The sequence below is a fragment of the Streptomyces sp. NBC_01233 genome (assembly GCF_035989305.1).
In the GTDB taxonomy this organism is placed as follows: Bacteria; Actinomycetota; Actinomycetes; order Streptomycetales; family Streptomycetaceae; genus Streptomyces.
In genome coordinates this window covers 4,317,501-4,329,941 of the sequence record NZ_CP108514.1, presented here as the reverse complement: position 1 = coordinate 4,329,941, position 12,441 = coordinate 4,317,501, and the positions used below count along the sequence as shown (strand labels likewise).

At 73.6% G+C, this 12,441-nt stretch carries 7 protein-coding genes and 1 pseudogene (1 of these 8 cut by a window edge); 4 read left to right on the top strand and 4 right to left on the bottom strand.

Going from position 1 to position 12,441, the window contains the following annotated elements; genetic code table 11:
* Positions 1–11 precede the first annotated feature (11 nt).
* Complete coding sequence (locus OG332_RS20315) at positions 12–3,629, top strand: AfsR/SARP family transcriptional regulator (protein ID WP_327414813.1); 3,618 nt, start codon at positions 12–14, stop codon at positions 3,627–3,629.
* On the opposite strand, the gene OG332_RS20310 is transcribed toward OG332_RS20315, so the two are convergent.
* On the bottom strand, positions 3,630–4,775 hold the full coding sequence (locus OG332_RS20310) for an NPCBM/NEW2 domain-containing protein (RefSeq protein WP_327414812.1): 1,146 nt from the start codon (positions 4,773–4,775) through the stop codon (positions 3,630–3,632).
* A gap of 133 nt (positions 4,776–4,908) precedes the next feature.
* Here OG332_RS20310 and OG332_RS20305 point away from each other — a divergent pair, with 133 nt between their 5' ends.
* The gene (locus OG332_RS20305; RefSeq protein ID WP_327411459.1) at positions 4,909–6,318 is read left to right on the top strand and encodes an IS4 family transposase; all 1,410 of its coding nucleotides are present in this window, start codon (positions 4,909–4,911) and stop codon (positions 6,316–6,318) included.
* Between the two features lie 12 nt (positions 6,319–6,330).
* Here OG332_RS20305 and OG332_RS20300 read toward each other — a convergent pair.
* Positions 6,331–7,203 (bottom strand): annotated as a pseudogene (locus OG332_RS20300) (RNA polymerase sigma factor); the annotation flags it as partial.
* A gap of 315 nt (positions 7,204–7,518) precedes the next feature.
* Positions 7,519–8,292 (bottom strand): TetR/AcrR family transcriptional regulator, encoded by a 774-nt coding sequence (locus OG332_RS20295; RefSeq protein WP_327414811.1) that lies wholly within the window; start codon positions 8,290–8,292, stop codon positions 7,519–7,521.
* 342 nt (positions 8,293–8,634) lie between these two features.
* Between OG332_RS20295 and OG332_RS20290 the strand changes: the two genes are divergently transcribed.
* Together OG332_RS20290 and OG332_RS20285 are read left to right on the top strand one after the other, a co-directional pair.
* Positions 8,635–10,053, top strand: coding sequence for an NAD(P)/FAD-dependent oxidoreductase (locus tag OG332_RS20290; protein WP_327414810.1), 1,419 nt, complete (start codon positions 8,635–8,637; stop codon positions 10,051–10,053).
* 135 nt (positions 10,054–10,188) lie between these two features.
* Positions 10,189–12,036 carry an ATP-binding SpoIIE family protein phosphatase gene (locus OG332_RS20285; RefSeq protein WP_327419315.1) on the top strand — a complete coding sequence of 616 codons (1,848 nt, stop codon included), beginning with the start codon at positions 10,189–10,191 and terminating at the stop codon, positions 12,034–12,036.
* 97 nt (positions 12,037–12,133) lie between these two features.
* Here the strand turns inward: OG332_RS20285 and OG332_RS20280 are convergent, their stop codons facing one another.
* On the bottom strand, positions 12,134–12,441 hold the 3' end of the coding sequence (locus OG332_RS20280; RefSeq protein ID WP_327419314.1) for an MFS transporter. The gene runs 988 nt beyond the window's last position; only the last 308 of its 1,296 coding nucleotides appear in the window; its start codon lies off the right edge, out of view — the gene reads right to left on this strand; its stop codon occupies positions 12,134–12,136.

The window sequence follows — 12,441 nt, the reverse complement described above, 5'->3', positions numbered from 1 at the left end:
AGAATTGGCGGGTGCGGTATCTCATCCTTGGCGTCACCGAGGCGCGCGACGAGACCGGCGCCCCCCTCCCGATGGGCGGCGCCCGACTGCGCGCGCTCCTCGCCGCCCTCGCCCTGCGCGCGGGCCGTCGGGGCTCCGTCGCCGAACTCGTCGACGACGTCTGGGGCGACGACCCGCCCCAGGACGCGCCCGCCGCCCTCCAGGCCCTCGTCGCCCGGCTGCGCCGCGCGCTCGGCGGCCGGGACACCATCACCGCCGACCCGGCCGGCGGCTACCGCCTGGCCGCCGCCCCGGACGACATAGACCTGCACCGGTTCACCCGGCTGGCGGCCCGGGGCGGCCGGGAGCTGGCCACCGACCCGGCCGCCGCCGCCCGCACCCTCCGCACCGCCCTCTCCCTCTGGCGCGGGCCCGCCCTCGCAGACCTCCCCGAACCGGCCCGCCCGGGTCACGCCGCCGGGCCCGAGGCCCGCCGCTCCGCCGCCCTCCGCGACCGCATCGAGGCGGACCTGCGCAGCGGCGCCACCGCCCCGGCCGTACTCCTGCCGGAGATCGAGGCGCTGATCCACGCGTCCCCGTACGACGAACCGCTGCGCGCCCAGCAACTGCGCGCCCTACGCGCCGCCGGCCGCCCCGCCGACGCCCTGGCCGCATACGAACGCACCCGCCGCACCCTGGCCAACGGCCTGGGCACCACCCCCGGCCCCGAACTCACCACCCTCCACACCCAGCTCCTCAACCCCGCGCAGCCCCCGCAGCCCGAGCCCGTGCACTCCCAGTCCGCGCCTGCGCAGCCCGTGCACCCCGCGTCCGACCCTGCGCAGCCCGCGCACTCTGGGCCGGTCCAGGTGCAGTCCGGCTCGATCCTGTCGCGGCCGACGCCGCCCGGGCCGACGCCGCCCGGGCCGACGCCGCCCGGGCCCCCGCTGCCCGAGCCCGTGCACCCCGAGCCCGTGCACCCCGCGTCCGAGCCCGCGCAGCTTCCGCATTCCGGGCCCGCGCCCGCGCAGTCAGAGCTCGCACCGCCGCAGCCTGGGCTGCCCGGAGCCGCGTACCCTCAGCCCGCGCCTGCGCAGCCCGCGCCCGCACACCCGCAGCCAGCGCTCGGGCAGCCGCAGGCGCCGCGCCCGCAGACTCCTCCAGAGGCACCCCGTGGGAACCTTCGGCCCCGGCTGACCTCCTTCGTCGGTCGCGAGCCCGAACTCGCCGCCCTTCGCGAGGACCTGGCCCGGCTGCGCCTCGTCACCCTCACCGGCCCAGGCGGTTCCGGGAAGACCCGTCTCGCCGAACACGCGGCCGCCGCCCACCCCGAAGCCGGCTGGATCGTCGAACTCGCCCGTCTCGACCATCCCGCGGCCGTCCCCGGCGCCGTCCTCAGCGCGCTCGGCCTGCGCGAGAACTCCCTCGTCGCCCGCGAGAACACCGCCGCCGCCGACCCCACCACCCAGCTCGTCGAACACTGCGCGCACCGCAGTCTGCTCCTCGTCCTCGACAACTGCGAGCACGTCATCGGGGCGGCCGCCGAGCTGGCGGAGGAGCTCTTGGCGCGCTGCCCGGGTGTGCAGATCCTGGCGACGAGCCGTGAACCCCTGGGCGTGCCGGGGGAGTCGCTGCGCCCGGTGGAGCCGCTGCCCGATCCGGTGGCGCTGCGGCTGCTCGGTGACCGCGGGGCCGCCGCCCGGCCGGGGTTCCGTACCGACGACGACCCGGCCGCGGCGGCCGAGATCTGCCGGCGCCTGGACGGTCTGCCGCTCGCCATCGAGCTGGCCGCGGCCCGGTTGCGGCTGCTCACCCCGCGTCAGATCGCCGACCGCCTCGACGACCGTTTCCGGCTGCTGACCAGCGGGGCCCGTACGGTCCTGCCCCGGCAGCAGACCCTGCGTGCCGTCGTCGACTGGTCCTGGGACCTCCTCGACGAGCCCGAACGCACCGTCCTGCGACGTCTGTCCGTCTTCGCCGGCGGCTGCGACCTCGCCGCCGCCGAGGCCGTCTGCGCCGACCCGTCCTACGACACCGCCGACGTCCTCGGCTCCCTCGTCGACAAGTCCCTCGTCCTGGCCGAACCGGACGACGGTCACGGCATGCGCTACCGCATGCTCGAAACCATCCACGAGTACGCCGCCGAGCGCGCCGCCGCCCACCCGGCCGACGCCGGGGCCACCGCCCGCCGCCAGGCCGCCCACTACCTCGCCTTCGCGGAGGAGGCCGATCCCCTGATCCGCTCAGCCGCCCAGCTCCCCTGGATCCGGCGCGTCGAGACCGAGCTCGACAACCTCCGCACCGCCCTCCACACCGCAGTCGCCGAAGGCGCCGACACCGGTACCGGTACCAGTACCAGTACTGGGGCGGAGACCGGCGCGCAGACCGCCCAGCGCCTCGCCTTCGCCCTCGGCTGGTTCTGGTGGCTGCGCAACTACCGTGCCGAGGGGGCCGAGTGGACCGCCCGCATCCTCGCCCTCACCCCCGTCGAACCGCCCGAGGGCACGCCCGCGTACTGGCGCCACATGCGCCTGGAAGTCCTCGGCATGTTCCTCCTCGCGGAGAGCAACTCCGCGGAGAAGTTCCGCACCCCCGAGTACCGCGCCCTCGCCGTCCGCATCAGGAAGACCTTCCGCCAGGGATCCCCGGAGACGACGCTCTTCCCCGGGATGCTCTGGCCCTCCACCGCCTTCCTCACCGGCGACGCCCTCGAATTCCACGCAGACCTCGAAGAATCCGTCGCCAACTGCCGCCGCCACGCAAACGACTGGGAACTCGGCGTCGTCCTCATGCTCCGCACCCACGTCGCCATCGACGTCACCGGCGGCCTGCCCACCGTCGACGCCGACCTCGCCGAACTCCACGAGATCGCCCAACGCGTCGGCGACCGATGGACCCGCGCCCAGGTGGCGGGCGCCGCCGGAGAGGTCGCCCTCTCGCGCGGCCGGTACGCCGAGGCCCGCACCGAGTACGAGGAGTGCCTGCGCCTCGCCCGCGAGGTCGGGGCTCACATCGAGGCGCCCTTCGCCATCGCCCGGATCGCCGAGGCCGCCTACTGCGCGGGCGACTTCGACGAAGCCGAACACCTCCTCGCGGAGGCCGACAGGGAGTCCGGCCGCTACGGCGGGGTGTACGACGTCAGCAGCTTCGCCCGGCTCCTCTCGGCCCTGCTCGCCCGCCAGCGCGGCGACGCCGCAGCGGCCCGCAGGGAGTGCGAGCGGGCCCGCGCCGAAGCGGAACGGATCACCGTGCCCGCGCAACTCACCGCCGGACTCGACACCGTCGACGCCGTCCTCACGGCCCATGAACAGGGCCCGGCCGCCGGCCTGGCCAGGATCGGGCCCGCCCTCGCCGCCGCCGTCGCAGCCCGGTGCGCCGAGCGCTTCCTGGCCGGGATGGCCGAGGCCGCGGCCGTGATGCTGGCCGAAGACGGCAGGCCGGCCGAGGCCGTACGGGCCCTCTCGGCGGCCACCGCCTGGCGTGCGGGCCATCCGCGCTCGGTCCCCGAGAGCAGCGCCGTGGACGGCCTCCCGGAACGGACCCGCGCCCTGCTCGGCCCGGCCCGCTACGCACGGGAGGAGTCCGCCGGGGCCGCGCTCACCCCGGCCGAACTCGCCACGGCACTCGCCGCGACGCTCACCGGCAGCTGATCACCGGCAACTGATCACGGCGTCGGCCCAGCTCGCCAGTGTCGGCAGGCTGCCCGGCTTGGCCTTCTCCACCACCAGCCGCAGCGTCTTGTGCCCGGCGAGGGACACCTGCACGTCCACCGGCGGGTCCTCGTGGCCGAGGGCGGCGGACTGCCACAGCCGCTGCCCGTCGCCGTACACGGAGAACCGCACCGAACCGTCGGTGAAGATCGACAGGCCGTCCACCCCGGCCTGCGCCGAGAAGCCCGTGCACTGCCGGTTGAGGGCGATCTCCACCGAGGAACGCGAGTTCACGGTGATGCCCTGGGCGAACCGGTGGCCGCCCACCTCCAGCCCCCAGCGCTGCCACACCCAGCTGCTGCGCCAGGTCTGCAGCTCGGGACCGCTGTGGTCCCCGTAGGCCGAGTGTTCGAGCCGGGCCAGCTGGAACCCCTGCGGCGGCTTCGACGGCGGCGGGGTCGGCTTCGCGGAGGTCCTGCTCGGTGACGGCCCGGGCGAAGGCTTCTCCCGGCTCGGCGAGGGCGAGGGCGACGGGGACGAGGACGGCGAGGGGGCCGCAGGAGCAGCGGAGGCCGGAGCCGAAGGCGTCGGCGTCGGTCCCTGCGTCGGCCGTACGGAGCCCCGCGCGCGCGGCGGCTCCTCCCCGGGCGGGCTCGGCTCCGCCGAAGGCGAGGAGGGAGCCTCCGGCACCGCCGGCGCCGCCACACCCGGCGCGGGCTTCGCCCGGGCCTGCGGCTCGGGATCGTCCCCGGCGAGGGCGAACACCACCCCGGCGGCCGCGGCCACCGCGATCCCTGCCGCGATGGCGGCCTTGGCCGGCAGCCCGAGCCCCTCGGAAGCCAGCACACCCCCGGCCCCGCCACCGGCGCCCGTCCCGGCGGCCCCGCCACCGGCCCCCGCCGCGCCCGCGGCACCACCTGCGGCACCGCCCGAGGCTCCGGCCGCCGCCCCGGCCCCTGCGGTCGACCCACCGGAGGCGGCGGCCGCGGCCCCGGCCCCGCCCGCGGCAACGGCTCCACCCGCGACCACCCCGGCGGTCTTGGCCGCGTACCCGGCGGCGAACCACCCGATGACCGCCACCGGAAGCAGCGCGGGGATCCCCGCATTGACGTCCTTGAGCTCCCCGGCCGCCAGCCGGCACTTCACGCACTCCTCCAGGTCAACACCGTTGCGTTAGGGATCTTGAGTCGTTGGCAACCCCCGCATGAGTAGCAGGAACGGGACTCCTGGTAGATCAACTTGTGCTGAAGCAAGGTGATCGTCGAGTCCAGGAGTCCCGTTGCGGGAGAAGTCTGTCATCACGCGCACGATCGAGGTCGCTGGGGGTGTGTTCGCGCCGGGGCAGCTGGGTGAGCTGACGCAGACGGTGGACTTCGAACTGGTGGACGCGGTGCTTGAGGAGACCGGCACGGTCGAGCGGCGACTGCGGCTGCTGCCCTCGCGGGTGGTGGTGTACTTCGTCCTCGCGCTCGCACTGTTCGAGAACTGCTCCTACCGGGCGGTGTGGGGCAAACTGACCGCCTCGCTGACGAGTCTGGCCCTGGCCGTCCCGGCGGCTTCCTCGCTGTCGCGGGCGAGGCGGCGGATAGGGGCCGCCCCGCTACGGCGGCTGTTCGAGATCCTGGCCGGGCCCCTCGCTGTCCGCGGGCAGTCGGGCACGTTCTGGCGGGGCCTGCGGTGCGTGGCCGTCGACGGCACTCTCCTCCATGTCCCGGACGAGAAGACGCTCACCTGGAAGTACCCGAAACGGGCCGGTGACACGCTGGAGTTCGGCTACCCGCTGCTGCGGCTCGTCGTCCTGGTCGAGTGTGGCACCCGCGCCCTGCTCGCCGCCACCTTCGGACCCGAGAGTGACGGTGAACTCACCTACGCGAACCGCCTGTTGGGCGCTCTTGACGACACGATGCTCCTGCTGGCCGACGCCGGCTTCGATGCGGTGGAATTCCTCCGTGACATCCAGGGCAGCGGGGCACGATTCCTGATCCGCTCTTCCGCCCGACGCATCCCCACCCCCGCCGAGCACCTGGCCGACGGCTCCTACCTGGCCCGGATCGGCTACGGCGTCATTCCCGTCCTGATCACCGTCCGCGTCATCGAGGCCCACCTCACAGTCCGCCTGGACGACGGCACTGTCCGCCACGAGCAGTGGCGCCTGCTCACCAGCCTCCTCGACCCCGTCCGCTACCCCGCCGATGAAGTGGCCGAGCTCTATCACCGCAGGTGGCAGGTGGAAACCACCTACTTCTCGATCAAGGCGACCATCCTGGAGGGCCGCGTCCTGCGCTCGCGCACCCAGCCCGGCCTCGACCAGGAGGTCTACGCCCTGCTCACGACCTACCAGGCCCTCCTCCGCGCCGCCGCCGACGGCATCGAGACCCGCCCCGACCTCACCATGAGCCGGATCAGCTTCACCGTCCTGATCCGCACCGCCGGTGACACCGTCATCAGCGCGACCGGAATCCTGCCCCCACTCGGCCCTGTCGACCGAGTCGGCGTGATCGGTCAGGCCGTCCTCGAAGCCCCGCTGCCGTCCCAACACAGGCAACGCATCAAAGCCCGCACCCGCAAGAACCCCACCAGCAAGTACGGCCCGAACGCCGGACAACAGCCCGTGACCAGCCAGAACTACAGCATCCAGACCACTATCACGTTCTTCGAGCACGGCCTCAACAGCCGCTCACGGCGCTAAAGCAACGGTGTTGTCCTCCAGGTGCTTGCGCAGACCACGCTCGGCGCGCATCCGCAGCCCGCCCCGCGCGTAGGCGCCCAGCCGGTCCGAGTAGCGCGCGCAGTCGCCGCCCTGGCTCAGCGCCGTACTCACGTGGGCTTGCAGATAAGCCTGCTTGAGCCCTTCCCGGGCACGACTGGCCAGCACCGCGGTCGCGTTGGCGCTGAGCCCGAACAGCGGGGCGATCGAGCTCGGCGACGCCTCTTCGACGGTGGTGTGCCACAGCACGGCCTGCCACCGCTCGGGCAGGCTGCGGAAGGCCTGCATGGCCAGCGACTGCTCGGCCTCGTGCATGGCCCGTACGTCCGCACCCAGTTCGAGCGTGTCGTCCCCGGACAGCCCCGAGATCCCGGCTCCCCTCTCCGAGCCCGTGGCCGCCCGCTCCGCGAAGACGGCGAAGTCCTCGACGAGGTGCTCCCGCTTGGCGGTCTTGGCCCAGGCCGCGGCCACCCTCCGTACGGTCGTCAGCAGGTAGGCCCGCACCGACTGGTCCGGCCCGGCGCCGCCCCGTACCGCCTGCAGGGTCCGCGCGAACACCTCGGCGGTCAGGTCGTCGGCGGTGTGCCCGTCGCGGCAGCAGGTCCGCGCGTAGCGCCGTACGGCATCGGCGTGGCGACGGAACAGCTGCTCGTACGCACCGTCGTCTCCGCCCCGCATCCGGGCGATCAGGTCGGCGTCGGACGGAGGGACTTCACTCCCGATGCCACCGGGTCCGGAAGAGCCCGAGAGGCGAGCGTGGCGCCCGCCCGGTTCTCGCTGGGCCGGCACCTGCCGTGCGGGCAGGCTGCCCGACTCGACCTCGCTGCCGGCGCCACCGAGTGGCTCTTCCGGCCCGTCAACGCTCATCGCGGAAGCCCTCGCACGACACACTCAACCGGTACACCGATCAAGCGTGTCACACGGCGGACGCGCGTCGAAGTCCTCTGCGCGTCATCCACTCGTCCGGGCAAGACTCGGCGAATCGCCCTACTGTCGCCCCGACGTGCGAACGCCCCGACGATTCAAGAGCCCGACCATGAGAGGACCCGACGTCCGAGAGCGCGCCCTTCGAGAAGCCCGCCCGAACGCCCCCACCGGCCGTACTGCCCCGTCGCAGACCGGCCCCGGCCCGGCATCCGCCCGGCGCCGAAGGGGCACCGAGCCGATGTCGGCCCGCGGAGGTCACGCCGTCCGGGACCGCAGCCCTTCGAGCAGGATGTCGAGCAGCCGGGTCGAAGCCGCCGCCTGCTGCGCCGGGTCGGGCAGCGCGGGCGCCGCCGTCGCTATCACCAGCAGTACATCGGCCACCGTGACGTCGGCACGCAGCTCACCGGCCTCCCGCGCGCGGTGCACCAGCCGGCCGACGACCTCCAGCAGTGCACCCGCACCCGCGTCGTCCGAGGGCTCGTCCTCGGCCGCACTGCGCGCGCCCACGACCCGCAGCTCGGGGGAACCGGTGGCCGCGACGGCCTGGCGCTGCTGCGGAACCCGCGCGGCCTCCGCTTCCTCGGCCCCGTCCTCGCTCGCCGAACGGACCCGCAGCACCTGCGGCGGCAGCAGCCGCCCGGCGCCCGAGGCCACGGAGGTGCGCAGGAAGCGCGACAGCGCCTGCCACGGCTCCTCCTCCTGGCCCAGCGCGGTCCTGGCCTGCTCGGTCAGCCGGGCGGTCTCCTCCTCGGCTATCCGCCGGACGAGGACGTCCTTGCTCGGGAAGCGCCGGTACACGGTGCCGACACCGACCCGGGCGCGCCGCGCCACGTCCTCCATCGGAGCCCCGTAGCCCAGCTCGCCGAAGACCTCGCGGGCCGCCCGCAGCACGTGTTCCAGGTTGCGCTGGGCGTCGACGCGCAGCGGCGTGGACCGGCCTACGCCGTGCGTGGTGCCGCCCGCGAGCGCGCGACCGTTGCTCTCGACCGAGAGCGCGGTCGCGGAGCCATGGAAATCGGAAATGTTCATATGTTTCCCCCGGTAATCATTTGTCTCCCCCCCGGAGACACTCCCCGCCTTCACGTCGAGGGGGCCGCGGTCTCGGGCCCGGTCGTACTACTCCTCGACGAGATACGAACATAGTTGAGCCAGAGTCAATTCAGAAGAGGCAGCCCCGGACGGACCACCGCCCGATCGGAGCATTCACCCCCACTTTTCCGTTACATGCCCCCGGAATCTGCTGTTCCGCACGCCCTGACCTGCACATTTACGCCCACACCGAACGTCCTCTTCCGCCCCGCCCCACCACCACCTCCGGTCACACAATTTGTCGGGCCTGTGGACAAACTCCCGGCCACGTTGCGTCATGGGATGGTGAAGGCTGCTAACTCCCGGGGCACGGCCCCCGGTACCCCGCCCCGTACGCGCATCCTGATCGTCGGCGGCGGCTACGTCGGCATGTATACGGCGCTCCGGCTCCAGCGAAAGCTGAGAGCCGGCGAAGCCGAGGTCACGGTGGTCACCGCCGAGCCCTACATGACGTACCAGCCCTTCCTCCCGGAAGCGGCCGCGGGCGCCATCTCCCCCCGCCACGTCGTGGTCCCCCTGCGCCGCGTCCTCGGCAAGTGCCGCATCGTCATCGGCGAGGCCCAGCGCATCGACCACTCCAAACGGACCGTGACCGTCGCGACCCTCGCCACCGCCGACGAGGGCACCGGCCCCGTCGAGATGGAGTACGACGAACTCGTCCTCGCCCCGGGCTCCATCTCCCGCACCCTCCCCGTCCCGGGACTCGCCGACTACGGCATCGGGTTCAAGACCGTGGAAGAGGCCATCGGCCTGCGCAACCACGTCATCGAGCAGATGGACATCGCCTCCTCCACCCGCGATCCCGCCCTCCGCGACGCCGCCCTCACCTTCGTCTTCGTCGGCGGCGGCTTCGCGGGCGTCGAAGCGCTGGGCGAGCTGGAGGACATGGCCCGCTACGCGGCGCGGTACTACCACAACATCAAGCCCGAGGACATGAAGTGGGTCCTCGTCGAGGCGAGCGACCGGATCCTCCCCGAGGTCGGCCCCGAGATGGGCGTCTACACGGTCCGCGAACTGCGCCGCCGCAACATCGACGTCCGGCTGGAGACCCGGCTCGACTCCTGCGAGAACCGCGTCGCCGTCCTCAGCGACGGCGCCCGCTTCCCCACCCGCACCGTCGTGTGGACCGCCGGAGTCAAACCGCACCCCATCCTGGCCGCCTCCGACCTGCCCAAGAACGAGCGCGGCCGCCTGGCCTGCACCTCCTTCCTCACCGTCGAAGGGGTCGAGCACGCCTGGTCCGCAGGGGACGCCGCCGCCGTCCCCGACATCACGGCGGCCGAGAAGGGCCGCGAATGCGCCCCCAACGCGCAGCACGCCGTCCGCCAGGCCAAGGTCCTCGCCGACAACCTCCTCGCCGCCCTGCGCGGCGAGGTCCTGACCGAGTACGCCCACAAGTACGCCGGTTCGGTCGCCTCCCTCGGCCTCCACAAGGGCGTCGCCCACATCTACGGCCGCAAGCTCAAGGCCTACCCGGCCTGGTTCATGCACCGCGCCTACCACCTCAGCCGCGTCCCCAGCTTCAACCGCAAAATGCGCGTGCTCTCCGAATGGACCCTCTCCGGCCTCTTCAAGCGTGAGATCGTCTCCCTGGGGTCCCTCGAACACCCCAGGGCAGAATTCGAACTGGCCGCAGGTGGCGGCCCCAAGGACCCTCCCCCGCCCCCCGCCCCCAACCCCCCGAAGAACGGCCAGAGCTGACGTTGTCAGTGCGGTCGGCCACACTGGACGTGTGACCATAGGTGGGCTCACCCCTGCACAGAGTGACATCGTCCAGTCAGCGACCGCCCACGAGCGACACAGCGACCACTCGCGACACCACGAGGCTTGAACGCAGTGAACTTCACGCGCTGGAGCGCCCGGTTTCCCGGAACGCAGCGCCGCGCCGCCGCCCGGACCGAACACGCCGCCGCCCAGGCCAAGCGGGGTGAAGGCGCGGTCCCGGCAGCCCGCGGCGTCCGCGCCGACCCCGGAACCGAGCGGCCCACGCCCGCCTCCGACGGCGACCCCGCCGACTCCACGGTCTCCGGAACCGGAACCGGCACGGGCGCGGGCGGCGGATCGGGCAGCGGCGCGGGCACCGGCCCCGCAGGCGGCACGACCACGGCCCAGCGGACCGGCGTCCTCACCGCCGTGCCCTCCCTCGACGAGCTCTCCGCACGCGAGGTCCTCGGCCGGCTCCCCGCCCTGGTCGCCCTCGTCCACGGCCCCGAGCACCGCGTCGCCTACGTCAACGACGCCTACACCGCCGGCTTCGGCGCCCGCACCCCCGGCGCCCCCGCCCATGAAGCCCTTCCCGAACTCGGCGAGCTCGGCCTCCTCCCGCTCCTCGACCAGGTCCAGCGCAGCGGCACGTCCCGTACCGCCAAGAACCGCACCGCACCCGGCGGCGCCCACTCGTACACCGTCACCTGCACCCCGGTGGAGTTCCCGAAGGCCAAGACCCACGCCCACACGGAAGCCGAAGCCGGGAGCGGCGCGGAGGCCCACCACACCGGCGTCCTCATCCACCTCGCCGACGTCACCGACCACGCCGAGGCCGTCGAGCGGCTGCGCGCCAGCGAACGCCGCCAGCGCGAGGCCGCCGTCACCCTCCAGCGCTCCCTGCTCCCGCAGGAACTGGAACAGCCCGACGACCTCCGCATCGCCGCCACCTACCAGCCCGGCGGCACCGAGGCCGCCGTCGGCGGCGACTGGTACGACGTCATCACCCTCGGAGCCGGCCGCACCGCCCTCGTCATCGGCGACGTCATGGGCCGCGGAGTCCGCGCCGCCGCCGTCATGGGCCAGCTGCGCACCGCCGTCCGCGCCTACGCGCGCCTCGACCTGCCCCCGCACGAGGTGCTCCAGCTCCTCGACGGCCTCGCCGCCGAGATCGACGCCAGCCAGATCGCCACCTGCGTGTACGCCGTCCACGACCCCAACGAGGGCCTCCTCGCGTACGCCTCCGCCGGCCACCTCCCGATCCTGGTCCGCGACGAGGACGGCACCGTACGCAGAGCCGCCGACCCCACCGGCCCACCGCTCGGCACCGGCGGCTGGCTGCACACCTCCGGCACCATCGCCCTCGGCCCCGGCTCCACCGCCGTCCTCTACACCGACGGCCTGGTGGAACGCCGCGGCGAGGACATCGACGAGGGCGTCGCCGCCCTGGAACGCGCCCTCTCCGGCGCCCAGGGCACCCCGGCCGTCATCTGTGACCGCCTGATGCGCGCCCTCGGCGTGGACGCCGATCACGACGACGACGTCGCCGTGATGGTCCTCCAGCAGCCCGCCCGCACCGGCGCGGACGCCGAGCTCTTCCACAACGCCGCCCTGGAACTCCTCGGCGGCATCGAGGCGGCCCCGCGCGCCCGCGCCTTCGCCCAAGGGGTCCTCGCCTCCTGGCGCTTCCCGGTCGAGCTGTGCGACCTCGGCGTCCTGGCCGCCAGCGAGCTCGTCGCGAACTCCCTGCAGCACGGCACTCCGCCGATGCGCCTGCGCCTGCGGCGCACCGACCGCCGCCTGATCATCGAGGTCACCGACGGGGACGACCACCTCCCGCGCCGCCGCCGCGCCGAACCGGGCGACGAGACCGGCCGCGGCATCTCGATCGTCGCCACCATCGCCTCCTCGTGGGGTTCGCGCCGGACCCCGGGCGGCGGCAAGGCCGTCTGGTGCGAGTTCGCCCTGCCGGACAAGTAGCAGCCGAACGCACGGAAGGCCCCGGTCCACAAGGACCGGGGCCTTCCGCACATTCGTTCACTCACACGTACGTATATACGTGTCCACGCGTACGTGCCTACGCGCTCACGGGATCCGCGGAGGCGACGGCCTTCGCCGCCACGACCGGACCGCCCTGCGCCACGACCCGGCTCGCCAGCCACGGGTTGTCCTGCGCCGGGCTCAGCCGCCTGCCGAGCCGCAGCGCCAGACCGGCGATCCCGAGCGACACGAGCACGAAGACGCCGATGTAGAGCATCGGAACGCCCGCGCCGAGCGGCACCCCGAGCGGCCCCAGCGCCAGCGCCATCTGCTTGACCAGCGCGAAGGCTGAGTTGTACTGGCCCACCGAGCCCTCGGGAGCCAGGTCGGCCACCAGCGGCGCCA